The 24,056-nt window shown below is 63.7% G+C and carries 19 protein-coding genes; 2 read left to right on the top strand and 17 right to left on the bottom strand.

Annotated elements, in window-relative coordinates; all coding sequences use genetic code 11:
• Window positions 1-8: 8 nt before the first annotated feature.
• The 13 genes from ACE3PH_RS14160 to edd all read right to left on the bottom strand — a co-directional run bounded on the left by ACE3PH_RS14160 (window position 9) and on the right by edd (window position 14,469).
• On the bottom strand, window positions 9-2,333 hold the full coding sequence (locus ACE3PH_RS14160; protein WP_374320188.1) for an exo-beta-N-acetylmuramidase NamZ domain-containing protein: 2,325 nt from the start codon (window positions 2,331-2,333) through the stop codon (window positions 9-11).
• Window positions 2,330-3,616: a putative glycoside hydrolase gene (locus tag ACE3PH_RS14155; protein ID WP_374320186.1), complete on the bottom strand. Its 1,287-nt coding sequence runs from the start codon at window positions 3,614-3,616 to the stop codon at window positions 2,330-2,332. The genes ACE3PH_RS14160 and ACE3PH_RS14155 overlap by 4 nt, the downstream gene beginning before the upstream one ends.
• Window positions 3,613-4,449, bottom strand: a complete 837-nt coding sequence (locus tag ACE3PH_RS14150; RefSeq protein ID WP_374320184.1) for a polysaccharide deacetylase family protein — start codon at window positions 4,447-4,449, stop codon at window positions 3,613-3,615. Before ACE3PH_RS14150 ends, ACE3PH_RS14155 begins: the two co-directional genes overlap by 4 nt.
• 23 nt (window positions 4,450-4,472) lie before the next feature.
• Complete coding sequence (locus ACE3PH_RS14145) at window positions 4,473-5,759, bottom strand: O-acetylhomoserine aminocarboxypropyltransferase/cysteine synthase family protein (RefSeq protein WP_374320182.1); 1,287 nt, start codon at window positions 5,757-5,759, stop codon at window positions 4,473-4,475.
• A gap of 117 nt (window positions 5,760-5,876) precedes the next feature.
• Window positions 5,877-6,923, bottom strand: coding sequence for a M14 family metallopeptidase (locus ACE3PH_RS14140; RefSeq protein WP_374320180.1), 1,047 nt, complete (start codon window positions 6,921-6,923; stop codon window positions 5,877-5,879).
• 19 nt (window positions 6,924-6,942) lie between these two features.
• Complete coding sequence (locus ACE3PH_RS14135; RefSeq protein WP_374320178.1) at window positions 6,943-8,355, bottom strand: glutamate-cysteine ligase family protein; 1,413 nt, start codon at window positions 8,353-8,355, stop codon at window positions 6,943-6,945.
• Window positions 8,356-8,448: 93 nt separating this feature from the next.
• Window positions 8,449-8,754, bottom strand: coding sequence for a hypothetical protein (locus ACE3PH_RS14130; RefSeq protein ID WP_374320176.1), 306 nt, complete (start codon window positions 8,752-8,754; stop codon window positions 8,449-8,451).
• Window positions 8,755-8,762: 8 nt separating this feature from the next.
• Window positions 8,763-9,203 carry a DUF6691 family protein gene (locus ACE3PH_RS14125; protein WP_374320174.1) on the bottom strand — a complete coding sequence of 147 codons (441 nt, stop codon included), beginning with the start codon at window positions 9,201-9,203 and terminating at the stop codon, window positions 8,763-8,765.
• A gap of 10 nt (window positions 9,204-9,213) precedes the next feature.
• Window positions 9,214-9,651, bottom strand: coding sequence for a YeeE/YedE family protein (locus tag ACE3PH_RS14120; RefSeq protein WP_374320172.1), 438 nt, complete (start codon window positions 9,649-9,651; stop codon window positions 9,214-9,216).
• Window positions 9,652-9,720: 69 nt separating this feature from the next.
• Entirely contained in the window at window positions 9,721-10,653 is a 933-nt protein-coding gene (locus ACE3PH_RS14115; RefSeq protein ID WP_374320170.1) for an alpha/beta hydrolase, read from the bottom strand.
• A 102-nt stretch (window positions 10,654-10,755) separates the two neighbouring features.
• Window positions 10,756-11,940: an acetyl-CoA C-acyltransferase family protein gene (locus ACE3PH_RS14110; protein ID WP_374320168.1), complete on the bottom strand. Its 1,185-nt coding sequence runs from the start codon at window positions 11,938-11,940 to the stop codon at window positions 10,756-10,758.
• A gap of 56 nt (window positions 11,941-11,996) precedes the next feature.
• Window positions 11,997-12,638 (bottom strand): bifunctional 4-hydroxy-2-oxoglutarate aldolase/2-dehydro-3-deoxy-phosphogluconate aldolase, encoded by a 642-nt coding sequence (locus ACE3PH_RS14105; protein WP_374320166.1) that lies wholly within the window; start codon window positions 12,636-12,638, stop codon window positions 11,997-11,999.
• Between the two features lies 1 nt (window position 12,639).
• Entirely contained in the window at window positions 12,640-14,469 is a 1,830-nt protein-coding gene (gene edd / locus ACE3PH_RS14100; RefSeq protein ID WP_374320164.1) for a phosphogluconate dehydratase, read from the bottom strand.
• A 66-nt stretch (window positions 14,470-14,535) separates the two neighbouring features.
• On the opposite strand from edd, the gene pgl reads away from it, so the two are divergent.
• A complete protein-coding gene (gene pgl / locus ACE3PH_RS14095; protein ID WP_374320162.1) occupies window positions 14,536-15,252 on the top strand; it encodes a 6-phosphogluconolactonase in 717 nt (238 codons plus the stop codon).
• Here the strand turns inward: pgl and ACE3PH_RS14090 are convergent.
• The 3 genes from ACE3PH_RS14090 to ACE3PH_RS14080 all read right to left on the bottom strand — a co-directional run bounded on the left by ACE3PH_RS14090 (window position 15,237) and on the right by ACE3PH_RS14080 (window position 20,125).
• On the bottom strand, window positions 15,237-16,298 hold the full coding sequence (locus tag ACE3PH_RS14090) for an HD domain-containing phosphohydrolase (RefSeq protein ID WP_374320160.1): 1,062 nt from the start codon (window positions 16,296-16,298) through the stop codon (window positions 15,237-15,239). The genes pgl and ACE3PH_RS14090 overlap by 16 nt on opposite strands.
• Window positions 16,299-16,307: 9 nt before the next feature.
• The gene (locus ACE3PH_RS14085) at window positions 16,308-19,400 is read right to left on the bottom strand and encodes a PAS domain S-box protein (protein ID WP_374320158.1); all 3,093 of its coding nucleotides are present in this window, start codon (window positions 19,398-19,400) and stop codon (window positions 16,308-16,310) included.
• 107 nt (window positions 19,401-19,507) lie between these two features.
• The gene (locus tag ACE3PH_RS14080; protein WP_374320155.1) at window positions 19,508-20,125 is read right to left on the bottom strand and encodes a TetR/AcrR family transcriptional regulator; all 618 of its coding nucleotides are present in this window, start codon (window positions 20,123-20,125) and stop codon (window positions 19,508-19,510) included.
• A 199-nt stretch (window positions 20,126-20,324) separates the two neighbouring features.
• Here ACE3PH_RS14080 and ACE3PH_RS14075 point away from each other — a divergent pair, with 199 nt between their 5' ends.
• Window positions 20,325-21,890: a methyl-accepting chemotaxis protein gene (locus ACE3PH_RS14075; RefSeq protein WP_374320152.1), complete on the top strand. Its 1,566-nt coding sequence runs from the start codon at window positions 20,325-20,327 to the stop codon at window positions 21,888-21,890.
• Between the two features lie 54 nt (window positions 21,891-21,944).
• Here ACE3PH_RS14075 and ACE3PH_RS14070 read toward each other — a convergent pair whose 3' ends face one another.
• Complete coding sequence (locus tag ACE3PH_RS14070) at window positions 21,945-23,960, bottom strand: neutral/alkaline ceramidase (RefSeq protein ID WP_374320150.1); 2,016 nt, start codon at window positions 23,958-23,960, stop codon at window positions 21,945-21,947.
• Window positions 23,961-24,056: the final 96 nt, after the last annotated feature.

Here is a 24,056-nt window from a genome sequence, read left to right as displayed (position 1 = left end):
CGTCTTGGTCAATACAGCAGGAAGCGTTGGCGCCGAGCCAGGAAGGCCTGCAGGTCATCGCCCCAGCTGATTTCGATCTGCCTCGGGTCGGTGCCGGCTCGCAGCGCCTGCAAGGTGGCCTGATTGCCTATGAGCCCCAGTGTGCGGTCCAGCTGGAATTGCGCCGGATACAGGCGATGCAAGGCCGCGGCCAGCTCCACACCGAGCAGGGCCGGGCGCAAGGCAGCGGGGTCGCTCAACTCGATGGCCACCCCTTGGCAAGGCTGCTTGACCCCGGGCCCCTGGGTGGGCGTGAAGGTGATCGGGCTGAAACGGACGCCTGGCACCTGGCGCGCCTGCAGGGCGGTGCTCAGGGCCTGGGCATCGATCCAGGGTGCCCCCAGCCATTCGAAGGGGTGATCGGTGCCCCGTCCGACACTCACATTGCTGCCTTCGACAAAGGCCACGCCCGCATAGAGCTGCGCCGTGGCGGGCGTGCGCAGATTGGGTGAGGGGGGAATCCAGTCCAGCCCCGTCTGCGCGTAGCGCATCTCGCGGCGGTAGCCCCCCATGGGGACCACGTGCAGATCGACATCCAGCCCCTTGTCGGCCTTGATCATGCCGGCCAGTTCGCCCAGGGTCATGCCATGCTGGGTGGGCATGCGCAGGTAGGCCGTGAAGGAGGTGCGCTGGGCATCCAGCATCGGGCCGGCCACCACCTTAGCCCCGATGGGGTTGGGCCGGTCCAGCACCCACACCGGCAGGTGCGCTGCGCTGGCCGCTTCCATCACTTTGCCCAGTGTGGACAGGTAGGTGTAGAAGCGCACGCCGGCGTCTTGCAGGTCGAACACCACGGCATCCAGGCCCTGGAGTTGGGCTGGGCTAGGGCCCTGTTGCTGACCATACAGACTGACGATGGGGATGCCGCTCAAGGGCTCGGTGGTCGATGCTACCGCGCCTTCGGCATCGGCATACAGCCCGTGTTCCGGGCTGAAAATGGTGGCGAGCTGAATCCCTGGAGCCCAGCGCAGCACGTCGATGTCGCGCTGGCCTTGACGGTCCAGCCCGGCGCGGTTGGTGACCAGCCCGATGCGCTGCCCTTGCAGTGGCGCGAAGCCTTGTTCTTCGAGCACATCGAGCCCGCTCAGGATGCCCGGGCGCGGCTCCATCGGGGTGTCGGCCGTGCGTGGCAGGGCCTGGCTGGCCGGCAGGGGGGCTTGGGTGTGGGCCAGCAGGGCCAGCACTTCCCGCCGCAAGGGGCGGGCGTCGCCATGCTCGTCAGGATGCAGGCGGTTGCTCAGGATGACCACGAAGCGCCCCGTCACCATGTCGATCCACAAGCCGGTGCCGGTGTAGCCGGTATGCCCGATGAGACCTTGCGGCAAGAGCGCGAGCCGCCCCGGCACCAGTGGCGCGGCCATGTCCCAGCCCAGGCTGCGCCAGGTGGGCTCCTTGACGGGGCCTTGTCGCTGGGTGAGCAGGGCGACGCTGTCGGGTGAGAGGATGCGGGTGCCGTCCAGCTCACCCTGGTTGAGCAGCATGCGCGCAAACCGAGCCAGATCGGCGGCCGTGCCGAAGAGGCCGGCGTGCCCGGCTACACCGCCCATGCGTCGTGCGGTGGGGTCCTGCACCTGGCCTTGCAGCCACTCGCCATCAGCCAGGCGGATGGTGGGGGCGGCGCGTGCGCGCAGGCTGGCATCTGGCAGGAAGGTGGTGTCCACCATCTTCAAGGGGCCAAAGATGTGTGTCTGGCAGTAGTGCGCGAGCGCTTCACCACTGACGCGCTCGACGAGTTCGCCCAGCACATCGAAGTTGGTGTCGCTGTAGAGCGTACGGCTGTCTGGCGGGGCCACCAGGCGCTCATGTTCGATCAGGTGCAAGGCGGTGTCGGCACCTTGCCATGCCGGCTGCATGTCCAGCCCCGCACGCAGACCGGAGCGGTGTGCCAGCAAGTGCCGCACGGTGATGCCGGTCTTGCCGTTTTGGCCAAAGGCGGGCCAGTAGCGGTAAACCGGCGTGTCGAGTGCCAGCTTGCCTTGCTCGACCAGTTGCAGCACGGCGGTGGTGGTGGCGAGCACCTTGGTCAGCGAGGCGAGATCGAACACGGTGTCTGCCTGCATGGGCAGCATGGCGGGCTCTCGGGCGCGCCAGCCATAGACGCGGGTGGCGTCTACGCCTTGTGCCTGGCCCATCATCAGCACGGCGCCGGGCATGGCCCGCGCGTCGATCTGGGCTTGCACCAGGCTGTCCAGAGGTGCCCAGTTGAGTCGAGACCAGTCAGGCGATGCGTCGGTGGCCACGGCTTCACGCATCAGGGTGTGGCTCAGCAGCAGGCAGACGAGCAGGCGCTTCACGGTGTGGCGCTGGCTGGTGCCGATGCCGCCGGGGTGGTGGCCGCAGCCTGAGGGGTATGCAGTCCTTCGGCGCTGTAGCGGTTGCGCGCGTTCCACAGCATCCACCCGTCGCTGCCCGCTGCCTGTGCCGCATCGATCTGGGCCTTGATCTGTTCGGCCCCAAATTCGCGGTGGTCAAACGCATAGTCTCTGAAGGCCTGCAACCAGGGGCGGAAGGCCACGCCCGGCAGCCCGGTGCGTTGCCGGGCCCGTTGTAGCGACAGACCGACGATCTTGTCCGGTGCGGCAACCGGGTTGGCATGACCGGGGATGCCCCAGGTGAAGCCAGACGGGTACAGCATGGGTGCCAGGATGTCGACTGCGCCCTTGAGGGCGTCGAGGTCCTGACCGATGCCGGTGTCGTTTTCATTCCAGCAGACATAGCCGAAGATGTCGGCCGATACGAAGACGTTGTAGCGCGTCAGGCGCTGGTAGGCCGTTTTCAGGAAACCGGTGATGGCCTTGACGCGGGCGTCGGCGGTGGAAGGCTCCGAGAACACCGGCCCCTGCGTGGCATCAGGAAAGCGCACATAGTCGAACTGGATCTCGTCGAAGCCCAGTTGGGCGGCGTTTTCAGCGATGGCGATGTTGTAGTCCCAGACCGCCTTCTGGAAAGGGTCGACCCAGGCGAGGTCTTCGCGGTCCTTCCAGGTGTTGCCGGCACTGGTCTTCACGGCCAGCTCCGGGTGATCGTGGGCCAGCGGGTCGTCCTTGAAGACCACAATGCGGGCGATCAGGTAGATGCCCTTCGCCTTGAGCTCCTTGATGAGCCCGGGCAGGTCACCCACGGTAGCCTGGTGAGGCCAGGGGAACGTCTCTGCGGTAGCACCTGCCGGGTGATAGGGCAGCAGGCCACGATCCCCCTTGAAGTCGATGACCAGGGCATTCAGTTCGGTGTGTTCAATCAGCTCGACGGCATCGCCGCGCAAGCCCCGGTCACCAATGCCGTAGTGCGACAGGTAGAGCGCTTTGGGCGTGAAGGGGGTGAGCTCGATGGCGTTGCTGTTGGCCACCTTCACGGCGCGGTAGCCCACAGCGCGGGCGGCCACCACCGGGTCTTGATCGGACCATTCGAATTGGCCTCGCTCGTTGCTGCGCAACACGACCTGATGGCTGGTGATGAGCACCGCGTCGGCAATGGGTGCCTTGGTGCTGGCGTTGCTGATCAGGCCGGTGCGGGCTGAAGCAGCAGTGCTCAGGGCCAGGCTCAGGACGGTGGCGAGCAGCGGGAACAGTCGGGTCATGGTGCGGAAATCGGTTTCGGCGAAGCTGTGTCGATGATGCGCTGGAACCAGCTGGCGTTGGGGGGCTCGACCATCAGAAAACGGGGCAATTCCAGCAGCTTGTCATGTTGGCTGGCCGGCTGTGCGCGCAGGGTGAGTGCGGCGGTGTAGCCCGCAGCTTCGGCTTCTTCGATGGTGACCTCGTCATACAGGCCGAAAGGCCAGGCCAGTTGGGTGATGGGGTGGCCCATGCGCTTTTCCAGCACGGTGCGAGACAGCCGCAACTGGTGCTGCACGAAATCACGGTAGTCGTCTGCCGTGCGCTGGCGGCGCTCGCGCGCGAAGTTGGGGTGCCAGTACGTGTGCGACTGCACGTCGAACAGCCCCGTGGCCTGCAGCGTCTGCAACTGGGCCCAGGTCATGGCGTAGCTGGCGTTGGAGATGGCCGAAGGGTAGATGAACAGCGTGACCGGGATGTGCCGTCGCTGAACCAGTGGGGCCAACTCGGTGAAGACGGAGGCATGGCCATCGTCCACAGTGATGACCACCGCACCGGCAGGCAGGCTGGGGCGGCGGCCTTGCAGGTAATCGACCAGCCATTGCAGGGGGATCACCGTGTGGCCGGTGCGCTCAAGCAGGTCGAGCTGGGCTGCGACCGTGCGGGTGCGTACGGTCATGCTGTCGGCCACTTCGGGGCCGAAGCGGTGATAGACCAGGATCGGCACCCGCACCCCAGCTTCGCTTGGCGATGCCGGGTCGGCTGCCCAGGCGGGGAGCCCGGGCCAGAGGCAGCAGGCCAGCAGCATGAGCAGGGCCTGCAGCCCACGTATCAGAGACAGCAAGAACCTTGGCATGTCTCTGATTATGGTCCCCTGCGTCAGGCGTTGGCGAGAGCTTGCCCCAAGTCGGCCAGCAGGTCGTCGATGTGCTCGATGCCGACGCACAGGCGCACGGTGTCTTCGGACACGCCGGCACGCGCCAGCTCTTCAGGCGACAGCTGGCGGTGGGTGGTCGAGGCCGGGTGGGTGGCCAGCGAGCGCACATCACCGATGTTCACCAGGCGTGTGAAGAGCTGCAGGGCATCGAGGAAGCGGGCGCCACCTTCACGGCCACCGGGCACGCCAAAGGTCAGCAGACCGGAAGCGCTGCCGCTCAGGTACTTCTTGGCCAGGGCGTGTTCGGGGTGGTCTTCCAGGCCGGCATAGTTGACCCAGGCCACGCGCGGGTGGTCCTTGAGGAACTGCGCCACCTTCTTGGTGTTCTCGGTGATGCGGTCCATGCGCAGGCTCAGCGTTTCAATGCCCTGCAGGATCAGGAAGGCGTTGAACGGCGAGAGGGCAGCACCGGTGTTGCGCAGGGGCACCACGCGGGCACGACCGATGTAGGCTGCCGGGCCCAGGGCTTCGGTGTAGACCACGCCGTGGTAGCTGGGGTCCGGCTCGTTGAGGCGCTTGAAACGGGCCTTGTGCTCGGCCCAGGGGAACTTGCCCGAATCGACGATGGCGCCGCCCAGGCTGGTGCCGTGGCCGCCCAGGTACTTGGTCAGCGAGTGCACCACGATGTCGGCACCGTGCTCGAAGGGGCGGCACAGGTAGGGCGAAGGCACCGTGTTGTCGACGATGAGCGGCACGCCGTGACGGTGAGCGATCTCGGCGATTTTTTCGATGTCGGTCACATTGCCGGCCGGGTTGCCCAGCGATTCGACATAGATGGCCTTGGTGCGGTCATCGATCAGGGCTTCGAAACTGGCCGGGTCGCGGTGGTCGGCAAAGCGGGTGGTGATGCCGTACTGCGGCAGGGTGTGGGCCAGCAGGTTGAACGTGCCGCCATACAGGGCGCTTGACGCGACGATGTTGTCGCCGGCTTCGGTGATGGTCTGGATGGCATAGGTGACAGCGGCCTGACCGGAGGCCAGGGCCAGTGCGCCGATGCCGCCTTCCAGCGCCGCGATGCGCTGCTCCAGCACATCGGTGGTGGGGTTCATGATGCGGGTGTAGATGTTGCCCGGCACCTTCAGGTCGAACAGATCGGCGCCATGCTGGGCGCTGTCAAAGGCGTAGGCCACCGTCTGGTAGATGGGCACGGCCACCGATTTGGTGGTGGGGTCCGGCGAATAGCCGGCGTGGACGGCACGGGTGTCGAATTTCCAGTTCTTGTCGCTCATGGGTGTCTCCGTCAGCGCGTTGTGCAGAAAAACAAGCCTGCCATCCGGGGTGAGGCAGGCACTGGCAGCACTGTAGTCTGGCTAGCTGTATGCGTATAAATAATATTTGGCTGCAAGTTAATTCAATTCTTGCATAAGCGAGCTGGCTTCCTGTACGCGCTCGAATGGCACCCGTTCCATCAGATAGCACAGGCAGTCCTGCCTGACGACGCGGGCATCCAGGGTCAGCATGGCGGGCATGGCCGGGCGTCGCAGACGGATCTGGCCGTCGCTGGTGTCGAACAGGGCGGCTGCCGCATCGTGGTTGGCGTCATCCCAGGCTTCCAGCGGCTGCGGGAGTCGGGTCTGGCCAAAGCTGGCGCCAGCATCCAGTTCCACGAAATTCTGGTGATCGAGTTGCGGGTCGAAGTTGACGCTGGCTTGCGCATCGCCAAAGCCGAAATCGGCGTTGGGGGCCACTTTGACCAGTGCCAGGGTGTGATACAGGTCGATGTCTTGCTCGGCCACGGGGTGAGCAGGGAATTCGGCGAGATGCAGGCAGGCCTCGATGAAGCGCGCGGCTGCAGCCTCGTTGGCCGGGTTGCCTGGCTTGCCGCATTCGGCTGCGACAGACGGGCAGATGCCTGAAAAAGCGCCAGTCTGCGAACCCGGGGGGCCTCGGAACCACACGACCGTGCGTGACAGCAGCAGTGCCAGGCGCAGGGTGTGCGGGTCCAGCCGATTGACCACGGTGTAGTGCGGGTTGAGGCCGGTGTTGTTGTGGATGTCGATGCTGGCGAACAAGCCCCGCTCGACCATGATGTCGCGTACCTGGCTCATCACGGCGTGTTCAGGCGTGCCAGCGTGTTGCTCGGTGCCGGGCCATACCCGGTTGTAGTCGGGTTGCTCATCCAGCCGGCGCAGGCCCTCGCGGGCAGCAGACACGTTGCCGATCAGCAGGGACATCGCGCGTGGCAGTTCGCGGCCGGCATGGGCTTTCAGCACCTGCTGGATGGCGACGAGACCGGTGTCTTCATTGCCATGCAAGAGCACGGAAACGAACAGCTCCGGGGTGCGGCGCCCGGGCAGGTGGATCAAGGTGGGCCCGGGCAGGATACGGTGCAGGTCACGCGCCGAGCAGTCCAGCAGGCCATCGGGAAGGTGGTCGAGTCGGGTCAGTTGCATGGGTCGATCAGATGCGTCGTCAGATGGGCCATTCGTGCACCGGCATGCCGCTGCGCTGGTGCTCCTGGTAGTCGGCCATCAGGCGGAAAAAGTCGTTGTGGGCGTCGTAATGGGCCAGTTGCCAGGCCGCGCCATTGCGACGGGTGCGCAGGCGGACCGTCAGCACATCGAGGTAGCGCTCGATGTCGTGGGCATCGGTATCCAGTCGGGTCAGACCTTCCTCAGCCAGGGGCAGCAGGCTCTCCAGCAGATCGCTGGCGCTGCCGGCCTGCCCGTCCATCCAGTAGAGCCGCGCATCGAGCCCGTGCTGGGCCGCTGCGTAGAAGTTGGCACGGGCTTGCTCGAAGGGCAGCACGCGTTCGGGCGGCAGCGGCTGGGTTGCCAGCATGTGGACCACGCCGTAATAGAAGGCGGCGTTGGCCATCATGTCGAGCATGGTGGGGCCGGCGGGCATCACCCGCTGCTCGATGCGCAGGCGTGGGCAGCCGGTCGCGTCAAACCCCACAAGCGGTCGCACCCAGCGCCAGATGGTGCCGTTGTGCAGCCGCAGGTGGGCCATCTCGGCGGCAGGGGTGTCTGTCAACAGGGGCAGCAGCACCGGAAAGCGCGCCAGGTTGTCGCTGAACAGTTCGGTCGGGTCGGGCCCGACATAGCCATGCCCGAAGGTGACCCGCCGCCCCATGTCACTGTCGCCACAGTTGACGGACTGTTCGAACAGCGGGATGCGGGTCTCGTGCCACAGGGTACGGCCAAACAGGAAGGGGGCATTGGCAGAGAGTGCCAGCAGCGGCCCACACAGGATGGTGGAGGCATTGAGGTAGCGCGACATCTCGCGGCCAGCGACCTGCAGATGCACTTGAAACGAGGTGGCTGCTGCCTCCAGCATCACGTCCTCATGGACCGTGTCGAGCTGCTGGATGCCATCGATTTTCAAGGTGAGCGGGGCACCCGCCCGTGCCTGCAGCACCTGACGGTTGAGGGCCACGTAGCGGCTCGATGGTGTCATGCTGGCGAGGTCCAGATCGCGCTCGCGCAAGGTCGGCAGGGTGCCGATGGCCACGACGGTGGCCTCTTCTTCGTGGGCCATGCGCAGACACTTGTGCCAGGTGTCGGTCAACTCGGTTTCCAGGGCTGTCAGGGCGTGACCCGACAGCGGCTGGGGTGTGCCGTTGAGTTCGATGTTGAACTGCGACAACTCCGGCACCACCAGCGGGTCGGCCATGCGTGCCAGGAAGGGCTGGTTGCATGGGCGCGGAAAGTGGTTGTGGTCCAGCAACCAGGCTTCCAGCTCGAAGCCGGCTACCCGCTCGCCAGAAGCCAGCAAGCCTTGCTGCCACCATTGCCTGAGCAGGGCAGTTTCGTCACCCACGCGTTGCTGGAAGCGCGTGAAGTCTGCTGCGGAGAACTCGCTCTGTGAGATGTCCTGTCCCATTCGTCAGCCACGCAGTTGTGTCTGTCGGGATCATGGCCGTATCCGTGCGCGTCCGCAATGGCTTCACGCAGGGGCTTGCGCTCCGTCAAAGGGTCAATCGCACAGGAACTGTTGCCCGAAGGCATCGCAGAATGCCGGGGTGCCCGTCAGGGACAGCGTGAGGGTGTGCCAGACGTCGCCGATGAGGCTTTCCTCCTGCTGTATCTGCTCGTCCAGGTCCCAGTCATGGCCCTCTTCGATGGGCCCAGGGCCATGCGGAAAATGCTGGCGCGCCCAATTCAGGACCTGCTGTGCTTCCGCCTGCACCATGGCGAACTGGGCCTTGGGTGTTGACGCCATGGCTTCAAACACGCCCAGGCCATCGGTGTCCTCGCTGAATTCAAAGAGCAGGTAGTCCATGGTCACGCTCACGGTGCAGGCTGGCGTGCGCTCAAGCGAGCTTGCCAGCGTTGCAGGGCGCCCCCGACCAGCATGGCCGGCACGAAGATCCAGGCCTCGCGGTTGTTGCTCAGCAAGGTGGCGATGGCCGGGCCAGGGCAGTAGCCGCTCAGCCCCCAGCCAATGCCGAAGAGGGCTGCACCGACCACCAGCCGGCGATCAACCTTGAACAGGGTGGGCAGGTGCCAGCTGTCGCCCCAAAGAGGCTGGCGGCGTTTCAGCACCAGATGGAAGCCCACCAGGGTGCAGCTGACGGCCCCGCCCATGACCAAGGCCAGGCTGGGGTCCCAGTCTCCGGCCAGATCCAGAAACGCTTGCACCTTCAAGGGGTTGGTCATCTGGGCGACAGCCAGACCGACGCCGAACACGATTCCTGACAGCAGGGCGCTCACACAGCTCTTGATGTTCATGGTGTGTGCCTCACAGGGGCCAGACATGGCGAATCAGGAAAACGGTGACGATGCCGGTGGCCATGAAGGTGAGTGTGGCCACCAGAGAGCGCAGGGAGCGCCGACCCAGACCACAGACCCCGTGGCCGCTGGTGCAGCCATTGCCCAGTGCCGTGCCATACCCCACCAGCAGCCCGGCGACCACGAGCACCCAGCTGGGATATGCCTGGCGCGGGTTGGCCGGGCCGTCGCTGCCAGCCAGCCAGACGGTCGCGCCAGCCACCATGCCGAGCAGGAACAGGGCGCGCCAAAGCCAGTCATCCTGGCGCTGACCTTGCAGGTGATCGACCAGGCCATGGGCCATGTTGCTGATGCCGGCCAGACGACCTGTCAGGGCCAGCAGCAGAACGGCGGAAAGACCAATGAGCAGCCCGCCAGCGAGGGCGGACCAGGGGGTGAAATGACTCATGAGGGAATATGGCGTTGGAACTTGGGGGCAGCTCGTTTGGCGCAAGGTGTCAGGATACCGACGCAACCGTCATGGTGCAGCTTGTTGGCTGGTTCTTGGACTGGTCGAAGGGACATCACTCAGGGCTGTTTGCATGATCTGTTGCTTGATTGTTTCCGCGGCCTGGTCCGGGTATTCCTGCATGAAGCAGTGTCCCCCCCTCATCTGGAGGTCCCGGACAATCGGATTTTGCTTTTTCCACAGCGCGACGGACGCCGACACGAAGGGAAAGGTGTTTTCCGCGTGCAGCACGGTGGTGGAGGTCTGCACCCGTTTCAGGGCGCGCCACAGCCCTTCGGGGGCTGAGCTGAAGATGTTCGATTCGAGCTCGGGCTCACATTTGAGGCCGACACCGCCTGTGGGCTCATCCTTGATGGCATGGGTGATGAAGGCATCCAGCGCCTGCGGGGCCCAGTTTTTGTAGGTGCCACGGCCTTCCAGCGCCTGGCGGGCTGAGGCACGGTCCGGCCAGTGGCGTCGACGGGCGCGTGCTTTGGCGGCCAGGGGTGTTTTGGCCGCCATGCCCGTCCATTGGCTGATGAGCATGCCCCAGAGCATGGGCGGCGTGAACAGCACGGGGTCCAGCAGCACGCTGGCCTGGAACAGCTCGGGGTGCTCTGCCATGATGAGGCAGGTGAGCACGCCGCCGAAGCTGTGTCCGACCCCGTAAACGGGCTGATCGCCCCACATCGCGCGGTGTGCCTGAAAGGCCTCCACAGCCAGCTCGGCATTGCGGTTCCAGCCCAGGAAGACCCCTGGGTGGTCGCTGTCGCCGTGGCCCTGGATGTCACACAGCCACAGATCGAAGTGCGCACTCAAGTGCGAGAGCATGGGCTCGTAGACCAGGCCGCAAAAGCCGTTGCCGTGCAGAAAGTGGATGACGGGCTTGCCGCTCGGTGCTGTGTGCCAGCCACGCAGGGTGAAGCCTTCTCGGGTGGGGTGGGTCCAGGGTGTCAACTGCATGCCCTTACTATGCACCAAGTTGCATAGTTGTGTGGCAGTCAACAGCGCGCCAACGAAAAAGGGCTCCCGAAGGAGCCCTTTGTCATGGTGCGCTGAACGGCATCAGACGCGCTCGATGATCATGGCAATGCCTTGGCCACCGCCGATGCACATGGTGATCAAGGCATAACGGCCACCGGTGCGTTGCAGTTCATAGATGGCCTTGGTCACCAGGATGGCGCCCGTGGCACCCACCGGGTGGCCCAGCGAGATGCCGGAGCCGTTCGGGTTGGTCTTGTCGTTGGGGAAGCCCATTTCCTTGGACACGGCGCAGGCCTGGGCAGCGAAGGCTTCGTTGGCTTCGATCAGGTCCAGGTCGGCCACGGTCAGGCCAGCCTTTTCCAGGGCCAGCTTGGAAGCGGGAACCGGGCCGATGCCCATGTACTCGGGCTCCACGCCAGCGTGGGCATACGACACCAGGCGAGCCAGCGGCTTCAGGCCCAGTTCCTTGGCCTTCTCGGCCGAGGCCATGACAACGGCGCCAGCGCCATCGTTCAGGGTCGAGGCATTGCCTGCCGTCACGGTGCCATCTTCCTTCTTGAAAGCCGGCTTCATCTTGGCCAGGGTGTCGACACTGGTGTCGGCCTTGACGCCTTCATCGGTGTCGAACAGCACCACGCCCTTGCGGGTCTTGATCTCGACGGGGACGATCTGGTCCTTGTAGATGCCAGCAGCGATGGCCTTGGCAGCGCGCTCTTGCGATTGGGCGGCGTAGGCGTCTTGCTGTTCGCGGGTGATCTCGTGGCGGGCCGCAACGTTTTCAGCGGTGATGCCCATGTGGATGTGCATGCGGGGGTCGTGCAGAGCGCCCAGCATGTAGTCCAGCATCTTCACGTCACCCATGCGGGCACCCCAGCGGTTGGAGGTGACCAGGTAAGCGCCACGGCTCATCGATTCGGCGCCGGCACCCACGGCCACGTCGCAGTCACCCAGCAGGATGGCTTGGGCAGCCGACACGATGGCTTGCAGGCCGGAACCGCACAGGCGGTTCACGTTGAAGGCCGGGGCTTCTTGCGGCACGCCAGCGTTCAGGGCGGCCACGCGGCTGATGTACGCGTCTTGCGGCACAGAGGGAATCACATGGCCCACCACGACGTGACCCACATCCTTGGGTTGCACGCCTGCACGTTCCAGTGCGGTCTTGATCACCAGGGCGCCCAGGTCAGCGGGGGGCACATCCTTCAGGGAGCCGCCAAAAGAGCCAATGGCGGTGCGGGCAGCGCCCACGAAGACGACGTCACGAGTCATGTCGATTTCCTTTGCTTGGGGTTGACCAGTTCGATTTGATATCGAATCTTGTCAGATTATCGCCTGACGAGCGATGCGGCCCCTTCAGCGAGGCTGCGAATCTGCTCCCATTCGCCGGCTTTGACGAGATCGGCCGGTGCTAGCCATGATCCGCCGACGCAGGCCACGTTGGGGAGTTGCAGGTAGTCAGGCGCCAATGCCGGCGTGATGCCGCCTGTTGGGCAAAATTGCGCATCAGGGAAGGGGCTGTGGAAGGCCTTGAGCATGCCGATGCCGCCCGCCTGCTGGGCCGGGAAAAACTTGAAGCAGTTGAAGCCGGCATCCAGGGCTGTCATCAGCTCCGAGGCGGTGGCCACGCCAGGCAGCAGCGGCGCTGACAAGTCTGCCGAGGCCTCGATCAGCGCCGGGGTCAGGCCTGGCGACACCATGAACTTCGCACCAGCACGCGCGGCTTGCTCCCATTGACGTGGGTTGGTCACAGTGCCGGCCGCGACGACCGCTTCAGGCACCTGGCGGGCCAGCACTTCGATGATGTCCAGGGCTGCAGGGGTGCGCAGGGTGACTTCCAGCACCTTGAGGCCGCCAGCCAGCAGCGCACGGGCCAGCGGCACCGCATCGGCCGTGCGGTCGATCACCAGCACCGGAATGACCGGGCTGAGGCGCAGGGTGGTGGACAGCTTGGGGTTGAGGTTGCTCATCTCAGATGTCTTTCAGACCAAAACTCATGGCACCTTGCTCGGCGCCAGTGACACGGTGCCGCAGGGCACCAAACAATTCGCGGCCCATGCCCACCATGTTGGCAGACAGGTCGGCCTCAGCCTGTGGGCGGGCGGCCCAGTCTGCCTCGGGGACCAGCACCGTCAGGGTGCCCTGTCGGGCGTCCAGCCGGATGAGATCGCCATCTCGGACCTTGCCCAGCGGGCCGCCTGCCAGTACTTCGGGTGTGACGTGAATGGCTGCTGGCACTTTGCCCGACGCACCGGACATGCGTCCATCGGTCACCAGCGCGACCTTGAAACCCTGGTCCTGCAGGTTGGCGAGGGTGGGGGTGAGGCCATGCAGTTCCGGCATGCCATTGGCGCGCGGCCCCTGGAAGCGCACCACGGCCACGAAGTCGCGGTTCAGCTCGCCGCGCTTGTAGGCGGCAATCAGCGCTTCCTGGCTGTCGAACACCACGGCGGGGGCCTCGATCACATGCCATTCAGGTTTGACGGCCGAGACCTTGATCACGGCACGGCCCAGGTTGCCGTCGAGGACCTTGAGCCCCCCATCGGCCGAGAAGGGGTGCGGGAGGGTGGTCAGCACGTCAGGCGCACCGCTGGTCGCAGGGGCGGCCTGCCATTGCAGTTGGCCGCCTTCGATCATCGGGTGCTGTGTGTAGGCGCGCAGGCCCTGCCCCATGGCAGTCTGCACGTCTTCATGCAGCAGCCCACCGGCGAGCAACTCGCGGATCAGGAAGCCCATGCCGCCGGCCTGATGGAAAGCGTTCACATCGGCACTGCCGTTGGGGTAGACGCGTGCCAGCAAGGGCACGATGGCCGACAGGTCGTGGAAGTCATCCCAGTTGATGACGATGCCGGCCGCCCGGGCAATCGCCACCAGATGGAGGGTGTGGTTGGTTGAGCCACCCGTGGCCAGCAGGCCCACGATGCCGTTGACGATGGCGCGTTCATCGATCACATGACCCAGCGGCGTGTGGTGCGTGCCCAGGTGGGTCAGGTTGGCCACTTGTCGAGCCGCCTGGCGGGTCAGGGCTTCGCGCAGCGCGGTGCCCGGTGGCACGAAGGCCGAGCCAGGCAGGTGCAGGCCCATCACTTCCATGAGCATCTGGTTGCTGTTGGCTGTGCCATAGAAGGTGCAGGTGCCAGCGCCGTGGTAGGCCTTTTCTTCCGCTTCCAGCAGGGCCTCTGTGCCAATTTCACCGGCGGCATAGCGCTGGCGGACCTTCGCCTTGTCGCTGTTGCTCAAGCCCGAGCCCATTGGCCCGGCGGGCACGAAGATGGCGGGCAAGTGCCCGAAGCTGAGCGCACCGATGAGCAGGCCCGGCACAATCTTGTCGCACACGCCCAGGCACAGCACCGCGTCAAACATGTTGTGCGACAACGCGATGGCGGTGGACATGGCAATCACGTCGCGAGAAAACAGCGACAACTCCATGCCAGGCTGACCTTGCGTCACGCCGTCGCACATGGCGGGTACCCCGCCTGCAAACTGGGCCGTGGCACCGGCTTCGCGGGCGGCTTGCTTGATCCACTCGGGGTAGTCGCCCAGAGGCTGGTGCGCGGACAGCATGTCGTTGTAGGCCGACACGATGGCGATATTGGGTTGGCGCACCTGACGCAGCCAGATCTTGTCGCTGGCTGGTGCGGCCGCATAGCCGTGTGCCAGGTTCGTGCAGCCCAACTGGGCACGGGTGGCATCGTGGTGGCGCAGGGCTTGGTCGATGCGCTGCAGGTAGTCGGCTCGGGTGCTGGCGCTGCGCTGTCGGATGCGGTCCGTGATGGCCAGCAGTTCGGGGTGGAGGTTCACAGTGGGCGGGGCCTTGAACAGTCAGCCTTCATTATGATGGTCAGCCTGATCTGCTGCATTGAAACCATGAGCGCTGCGTACGAACTGCATCAGGCCCCTTCAGCGGCCGACTTGGCTCAAGACCTGGCCGACTGGGTGGCCGGCCGGTTGGCTGAAGACCTGGCCCGGCGAGGGCAGGCCCTGCTGGTGGTATCGGGGGGGAGCACACCAGTGCCGTTCTTCGAGGCTTTGCGCACCCGGCCGCTGGACTGGTCCCGGGTGACGATCACGCTGGCCGATGAACGCTGGGTCAGCCGCGATGATCAGCGCAGCAATGAGTTGCTGGTTCGCGCGCACTTGTTGCAGGGCCCTGTCGCAAGCGCCAAATGGGTCTCGCTGACCACCGCTGACGAGAGCCCGGCTTTGGGGTGCGAGACAGTGGAATGGCGGCTGAAACAGTTGCCTTGGCCGGCCACCGTGACCGTGCTGGGCATGGGGGGTGATGGTCACACCGCATCCCTGTTTCCGGTGGCCGATGAGCGGGTCTGGCGGCAGTGGGCGGCATTGCCGACCCGGTGCATGCCCGTGGGCGCGCCGGCCGAGCCCAACGTGCCGGTGCCGCGCATCAGCCTCACGCCGAGCTGTCTGCTCGATGCGCGAGCACTGGTGGTGCATGCCACGGGGGCGGCCAAGTGGCCGCTGTGGCAACGGGCCGAGCATGGCGGTGAATGCCATGCCTTGCCGATTCGCTTCGTGCTGGCACAGCAGGCGGTGCCCGTGCACCTGTTTTATTCCGGGTCCTGATACTGGCGGCGGATTGCCAGAATGTGATCCAGACAGGCGTTGAAGTGCTCCACCACCTCCGGGTCAAAGTGCTTGCCACTTTGCTCGTTGATGTAGGTCAGCGCCTCGTTGATGGGCCAGGCCTTCTTGTAGGGACGCTCTGACGTCAGGGCATCGAACACGTCGGCCACCGCCACAATGCGCGCAGCCTTGGGGATTTCTTCGCCTTTGAGGCCATAGGGGTAGCCTGAGCCATCCCATTTCTCGTGGTGCCCCAGGGCAATCGAGCGCGCCATGGTCAGCAGTTCCGAGTTGTCGCCATCAAGCAGCTTGGCACCGATGGTGGCGTGCTTCTTCATGACCTCCCACTCGTCCGGGTCCAGTTTGCCGGGCTTGAGCAAAATGGCATCCGGGATGCCGATCTTGCCGATGTCGTGCATCGGGCTGGCGTGCAGCATCAGGGTGCATTCTTCTTCGTTGCCGCCCATGTGCTTGAGGATGGCGGCCGAGGCATGGCTCATCCGCAGGATGTGACAGCCGGTTTCGTTGTCACGGTATTCAGCCGCCTGGCCGAGTCGCTGCACCACCTGAAGCCGGGTCGCGCGCAGTTCCTCGGTCCGGTTGCGCACCATATCCTGCAGCATGGCTTTCTGGTCGTGCAGCAGCCTGTGCGCCTGGTGGGCCTCCAGCAGGTTGCGTACCCGCATGATCAGCTCAATGCGATCGAATGGCTTGCTGATGAAGTCCCGGGCCCCTTCGGCCAGACTGCGCAGCAAGATGTCGCGGCCGCTTTGTGCCGTGAGGATGATGATGGGGGGCATCAAGGGCTTTTGCAACGCCTTGAGCTGTTTCATGACCTCGAACCCATCGATGTTCGGCATGTTGATGTCGAGCAGGATCAGGTCGGTGGGCGCCTCGTTGAAGCGGTCCACCACTTCGCGGGGGTCCTGGATCAACACCAGGTTGGTGTAGCCCTGACCGCGCAGCATCCGGTCGACCAGCTTCAGGTTGGTTGGCTCGTCATCGACGATCAGGATGCGCGCATCATTGAGGTTGTCTGTCGGCATGTGTGGCGTTCAGAGCTTGGAGTCGGTCAGGTGGCTTTGGGCAAGGTACTGGTCCACGGCCCGCAGGAAGGTCGGCACGTTCAGCGGTTTGGTCAGATAGTCTGCAAACCCGGCAGAAATGCCCCGTTCGATGTCATGTTGCATGGCGTTGGCCGTGACCGCAATCACAGGGATGCCCTTGAGCACATCCGACGCCTTGAAAATGTCCATCACCTGGTAGCCGTCCAGGCCGGGCATGTTGATGTCCAGCAGGATCAGGTCCGGCAGGCGCGCCATGGCGAGCTCAATGCCCTTGTCAGGGTTCTCGGCCGTCAGCACATCGATGTTGGGCCGCAGGTCCAGCATCTGCTCCATCAGCTTGAGGTTGGTGGGGTTGTCGTCAATGCACAGCACGCAATGGCGATAGACCTCACCACTGTCGTGGCCGAGCTGGTCGATGAACCCGGATTCGCTTTCCTGGTCTTCGGCGGTGGTCTGCAATTCAAACCAGAAGGTCGAACCGACGCCGACCTCACTGTCAACGCCGATGACGCCACCCATGAGTTGAACCAGGCGCTTGCAGATGCTCAGGCCAATGCCGGTGCCTTCGATTTCGCTGTTTTCCGCAGCCAGTCGGTTGAAGGGCTGGAACAGCTGGCGCAGCCCCTGAGCCGAAATGCCTTCACCGGTATCGGTGATCGACACCCGCTGATAACCGTTCTGGCTCGGGCTGGTGGACACCGAGATGTGGCCGCCTGCGCGGTTGTACTTCACGGCATTCGACAACAGGTTGAGCACCACCTGCTTGATGCGCACGCGGTCGGCAAAGAGGCTGATGTTGCTGAAGTCGCCAAATTCGAGCGTGATGCCGCGGGACGCTGCCAGTGGCTGGATCAGGTGGCGGCAGTCGGTCATGACATTGACGAGCCGCACTGGCTCGAGCGACAACTCCACCTTGCCTGATTCGATCTTGGCGAGGTCCAGCACATCGTTGATGAGAGACAGCAGGTGGCGTCCCGCTTTCAGGATCTCATGGACGTTGTCATGCTGATCGGCAGTCAGTTCGGCGTCGTACTCCAGAATCTGGGCGAAGCCGATGATGGCGTTCATCGGGGTGCGCAACTCGTGGCTCATGGACGAGAGGAACTCCGACTTGGCCCGGTTGGCCAGCTCGGCTGTTTCCTTGGCTTCTGCCAGCTCTTGCCGTTTGGCCAGTTCTTCCGTGAAGTCCGTGAAGATCACGAACAGATGCTGGATGACGCTGTGCTCATCCTCCACCCAGCCGTAGTGGTTCATGGCCGTGAACTCGCTGCCATCCTTGCGTCGGCGGGTGGTCATGCCTGTCCACGGGCGGCGCTTGCGGTAGAGGTGATCCAGTACCTGGAACGACTCGTCGTTTTCGGGCTTGAAGTAGCGGAAGTTGCGGCCGAGGATTTCCTCGCGGCTGTACCCCAGGGTGCGCACATAGGCATCGTTCACATAGACGATGCGCTCGGCCGCATCGAGCACGCAGATGGACTGCTCGGTCGCATTGAAGATGCGGCGGAACAGCATTTGTTCATCTTCTGCGGCCTTTTGCTCGGAAATGTCGCTGTGGATGCCGATCATCCGCAACGGCCGATGCTGCTCGTCCCACTCGCAGACCTTGCCGCGAGCCAGTACCCACTTGTAGTTGCCGTCCTTGCAACGCAGCCGCATTTCGACCGAGTAGACAGGCAAGCTGCCACTGAGATGGCTTTGCGCAGCCCGCCACGCGCGGTCGGCGTCGTCCGGATGCAGCAGGCTCACCCAGGTGTCAACCGTGGCGGGCAACTCGTCCTGACGGTAACCCAGCATCTCCATGTACCGGTTGGAGAACACCGTGCGGCCTGTCTGGATGTTCCAGTCCCACAAGCCGTCCCCCACACCCTCCACAGCCAGGTTGAGTCGCGCCTCGCTGAGGAGCAGCGCTTCCTGCTGGGCTCTGTGCGCGGTAACGTCAATGCGCACCGAGATGTACTCGATCGGTTTGCCATGGGGGTCGAGAACCGGGACGATGGTGGCGTCAACCCAGTAGAAACTGCCATCCTTGCGCTTGTTGCACAACACCCCACGCCAGACCTGGCCGGAAGCAATCGTGCGCCACATCTCACGGTAGTACTCTGGCGCATGCTGGCCGGATTTGATGATCCGGTGGTTCTGCCCAAGCAACTCTTCACGCGTGTAGCCACTGATGTCGCAGAACAGGTCGTTGACATGGGTGATGTTGCCTCTGATATCCGTGGTGCTGACGATGCCGTGCTGGTCGAAGGCCTGTCGCAGTTGCTCGACACGGTGCAGGCTGATGCGCTCGCGCTCCTGCAGCGCCCGTTGGATGCGGACCTGCACCCGATAGGCCCGGGCCTTTGATCGCACGCGGGTCAGCAGCACGGCTGGATCGGCAGGTTTGGGCAACAGGCCGTCGCTGTCGGCATCAAAGATCTGGAACAGGGCGTTGGGGCTGATGTCGGCGGTGAGCGTGATGATCGGTATTTGCGCCTCCTCGCGTTGCTGCCGGAGGATGCGGATCAGCTTGGGGGCAGGACAGTCGGGCAGGTCCATGTCCAGCACGATCACTTCGGGCGCCCAGTCGTTCAGGACACACAGGGCGGGTGCGATGGCATCACAGTTGCGCACCTCGATGCCATTGTCCTGAAGGATGCGGGCATGGCGGTCACGCGATTGCGGTTCGCTTTCAATCAGCAGCACACGGATGCGCTCACCAGCGAGCCGGTCTTGCAGGTCCTCGATCTGCCCCAGGATCTGCCCTGGGGCCTGTGCCAGTGAAAACAGGTGGGTGACCCCTTTGTCCAGCCAGTCGATCTGAGTGGCCAACGGAGTGTCTGGTCGCGTCAGCCCGATCCAGGCTGCAGCCGAAGTCGCTGCGTCTCGTAGGCGCGCAGCATCTGCCGGGGGCAGGTGGCCCAGCCAGGCAAGGTCGGTGACCAGAATCTGGTTGGCGGTAACAGGCAGGCGCAAGTCAGTCACGGAGGTACACCGGTGGGTGCGCATCCGTGAAGCCGGGGGCAGCGTATCGAGCAGGTCCGTGTGAGAGATGTCTCCCAGCAAGGTGAGTGACCACTCGGTTCGCAACGCTTCTGTCATGCTCCAGTCCTTGTATTCTTGCCTAGGCAAGGGTCGCTATTGTGCAGCGCATCACCTGGCCTGATCGTATATTCGGCAACAGAGGTGCTCTCATTTAAGAATTTTTCTCATTGGTTACAAGTTGGCCCTTGAGGTGTCTGATCAATAGCCAGCGCTGACCGGATTCCCCCGACCAGAAATCGAGTCAGTTGCGTTCGGTCTGTTGCAGGGGTACCGCTTTCAGGCAAGGCGAGATACTCCATCAGCGTACCGCGTATATATTGATAAAGCGCAAGTAGCTCGTCGGCTGAGGCCGATGGAATTTGTCTGCCAAGCGAGACAACGAAGCAATCGGCAACCGGGTTGAACAGGCCCCGCACGAGTGTGTGCACATCTGCATCGTCATCGTGGCGGTTGCGGATATTGACCCACACCAGTTGGGGACCTTTGGGCGTGGCACGCAAGGCGTCCATGTAGTCGAGCAATGCCTCGATCACGGCCGCCACACCTTTTTCAGGGCTGGATTGACGGGGGACATCGCGCACCGAGTGCAAATTGGCCATCACCTCGGCTCGCCAGTCTTTCACGATGGCTTCGAACAACTGGAGCTTGGAGCCAAAGTGATGATTCACCAGGGTGAGCGATACCCCGGCTTCCTTGGCGATCTCGCGCAGGGTGACAGCCTTGTAGCCGTGGCGAGAAAACAGATCCTGGGCGGTGCGGATGATGGCGCGTTTGCGGGGCATGACGTGGACTCAAGGCTGACAGTGCAGGGTGATTTCACATTGTGAACGGCTGGACCTGTCCGGAAATTGAGGGAAAAAGCACGATACACGTACTGAACAGGTGTTTAGTTGGTGATTTTGCGTCCGATATCAAGGGTTATCACGGGGGTGAAGTTCGTCGCCTCCTTTACGTTCTCTTGATGTTGTGAAAGGTCGACTCATGCATTTCTTCGACAACATGCGCTTGGGGCTGCGATTGGCCCTGGGCTTTGCCGCAGTCATCGGGATGGGGGTGCTGGTGGCTGTCTATGGCAGCATCAAGTTGCGCTTGATCAACAGTGAAACGCATGAGGTGACGGCCAACCACTTGGTCAAGGTGACCGAGGTGTATGAGCTCAAGGACATCATCAACACCAATGCCCGCAGCCTTCGCAACATCATCCTGGTGTCGAATGACGATGCCCGACAGGCCGAGTTGGATGTGATGACCAAGGGTCGCAACCGTTTGATCGAGATCTATGCTCAGCTGGAGGCGACGATTGCGACACCCGATGGCAAAGCGCTGTTCCACGATCTGCATGTGGTGCAGCACCCTGCTTATGCCCAGGCGATGGATGAAGTCAAGCAACTGGCGATGGCCGGGAGGGTGGATGAAGCGCGTTCCATTTTGTTGTCAGATGTGCGTGACAAGCAAAAAGCCTATTTTGGGGCGCTGGACCGCCTCATCGAGCACGAGCAGCGCTTGATGAAGGTGTCTACGGCCAAGGTCGAAGACGAAACGCGCATCACCAGTGTTGTGATGCTGGTGCTCACCGCCATTGCGGCGGGTGTGGGGGGGCTGATGGCCTGGCTGACCACGCGAGGCATCCTGCAGTCGCTGGGCGGGGAACCTGCTTACGCCACCCATATTGCCAAGGAAATCGCCACCGGCAACCTGGGGGTGGATGTGCGCACCCGTGAAGGCGATAGCAGCAGCCTGCTGGTCGCCATGAAGAACATGCGTGACAACCTGGCCAGTCTGGTTGGGCAGGTGCGGCTGAGTTCCGATTCGATCGCCACCGGCTCCAGCCAGATTGCCATGGGCAATGCGGACTTGAGCCAGCGCACCGAAGAGCAGGCTTCGTCGCTCCAGCAGACAGCGGCCTCGATGGAGCAGATCAGCGGTACGGTCCAGCAAAGTGCCGACACGGCCCGTCAGGCGACCCAGTTGGCCACGTCGGCCAGTTCGGTAGCAGAGAAAGGCGGGCAGGTGGTCAACCGTGTGGTCTCCACCATGGAAGACATCTCGGCCAGCAGCAAGAAGATTGGCGACATCATCGGTGTGATCGATGGCATCGCCTTCCAGACCAACATCCTGGCCTTGAACGCCGCCGTGGAAGCGGCTCGTGCCGGTGAGCAAGGCCGGGGCTTTGCCGTGGTGGCGGGAGAGGTGCGCAACCTGGCACAACGCTCGGCAGAGGCAGCGCGCGAGATCAAGAGCCTGATCAACGCCAGTGTCGAAAAGGTGGAAGCGGGCTCGCAACTGGTCGGAGATGCCGGCGCCACGATGGCCGACATCGTCACACAGGTACGGCGTGTGGCCGATCTGATTGGCGAGATCAGTGCGGCCACGCAGGAGCAGACCTCGGGTATTGGCGAGGTGAGCACGGCCGTGGGCCAGCTCGACCAGGTAACCCAGCAGAACGCGGCCCTCGTCGAAGAAAGCGCAGCGGCAGCGGAGAGCCTGAAACAGCAGGCCATTTCGCTGGTCGATGCGGTCAGCGTGTTCCGGTTGGCAGCACACTGAGCTGCTGCAGCAGGGCAACAGAAGGGGGCGGTCAGCCCCCTTTTTTTCATGGGCTCACTGCACCGCGAAACTGCGCGAAATGCCCACGAAGCCGGATACCTGCCCCAGCAGGTTTTTGGCGTCACCATAGTGGACGACGCGGTAGGTTCCGGCAGACGTGCCGGCTGGAATGATCCAGGTGATGTTGGCCCACGAGTCAGAGATGCCCTGGCGCGTCCATTTGTAGCGGGTCGACCAGTCTCCGTCGTCGGCCACGCGCTCCCAGGACGACCCCGTCCAGCGTTGTACTTCCAGGAAGGTGCCGTTGCGGCGCAGGTTGTTGCGGGGGTGCCCGCTGTAGAAGGTCACCGACACCGTATCGCCGGCCGCATAGCTGCTCAGCGGCTGAGTCACCACATCGCCAAACTTCTTGCCCAGTGGCGTGGTGTCCAGCACCACCCCAGGTTGCAGGTCAACCTGCTGGCTGCTGAGGTCTTGTGGGGTGAGCGTGTTGGTGGAAGCCTGCCCGAGCGACAGGTCCTGCGCCAGCCGGTCCAGCTCCTGCATGTAGGCGGTTTGCGTCCACTTGCCGAAGTGGGTGGCGCCACCTTCATAGTCCTGGACGTCATATTCCTCGGGCGTGGTGATGTAGCCGCTGTAGGCATTGCTGTAGCCCAGCGTGATGACCCGCGTGATGTCCACACCCAATGTGCGTGCCAGTTGCCGGCGGATGCGGTAGCCCGACATGATGGTGGGCTCACCCGGCACCGTGGCCAGGTAGACGTTGCCCAGCTTGATCACCTGGATGGGCATGATCTCCGGGGTCCAGTGGATGGGCATCATGGTTCCGGAGGGGATGAAGATCTCCTTGGGTGCCTGGCAGGCCTTCAAGGCAGCAGAAGGTGCAAACACCAGTCCACCCACGAAGGCGACAAAGGGGTTGCTCTGACCTTCGTTGATGAAGTCGGGTCCGGGGCCGTCTTCTTCGCTGCCCGCGGCAAAGGTGGTGCCCAGGGCTGCGGGGCAGGTGGTGTGATTCTGACCGTCGGTGGTGTAGGCGCCTCCCACCGTGATGGCACTCATGTCGATGTAGCGCATGCGGTAGTCGATGCTGCCGCTCAGCGTGCTGACGGTGTCAGCCGACAAGGTTCGGGCCTTGTCGGACTGGCGCAGGCCGATCAGCCGGGTGTTTTCAACCGGGTCTTCCGTGGGGCCGCTGCCGGGTTGGAGGTTCAGGTTGGGCGACATGTCCCCGGCGTTGGTCTGGGCGAAGGCCGCGATGAAGCTGGCATGGTTGTCCAGATAACGCACACCGGCGACATCATGCTCCCATTGATAGGCCGCATAGCCCTTGTTGTCCGGGCTGATCAGGCGGTTGCTGGGCGGCATGCTCGTGCCGTGTGTGGGAAAGAAGCTGATCGCACCGACCGGCGTGCCGGATTTGCGGACGGTCAATACGCTCATGAGCGGGTCGATCTCGTTGGGAAACACGGCCCGGTCGGCAGCCTTGTTGGCCCGAAACGCGGTTGCCGAGCGGTTCACGCTCGCGGTGGTGAGCTGCCCTTGTGCGAAGCTGATGTCGGCTGACGAGCGGTTGTTGTGCGCCTTCACTGCCGCATCGACCATGCCGTCCACCATGGCGTTGAAGGTTTTGGCCTTGAAGCCGAACGTGGTGATCGAGTAGAGGATGCGGTGCGAGTAGCCCCCTGGGCCCGAATGCGTGTGCGTGGCCGTGAGCACCACATTCTGCTCGGTGTAGGTGCTGCCGTAGCGCGCCTTGAGCGCCTTCATCACCGCCTGGTGAACACCCTGGCTGATGATGTCGACATCGGCCACGATGAGCAGCACCCGCTTGCTCGTGTAGGGGTCTTCGAAGACAAAAGCCCGGGCGCGCTGGCGCTGGTGGATGCCGGCTGTGGTCTGCGCCGGATCGGCATACCCGAACATGCCGACTTCAGCCGCTTCGCCCGTGATGTCGCTGATGCCGACCCCGACGTTGTAGCTGGCAGCCAGGGTGGCTGAGGCCAGGCTGGTCAGTGCCAGCGCGGAAACGAAACGGGCCGCAGTGCGGCCCAGATTGGCAGAAGGCATAGCAGTCACCTCGTTGTCGTCTGGATTGATTGCCGTTGAACGATAGGCAATCCGATCCATTCGATGTGTCAGGTGGCTGTCAGTCCTTCCCCCAGG

It is taken from the genome of Aquabacterium sp. (assembly GCF_041909175.1).
In the GTDB taxonomy this organism is placed as follows: domain Bacteria; phylum Pseudomonadota; class Gammaproteobacteria; order Burkholderiales; family Burkholderiaceae_C; genus Aquabacterium.
Note: the sequence above shows the minus strand (reverse complement) of the source record. Positions and strands in the feature narration are given on the sequence as shown.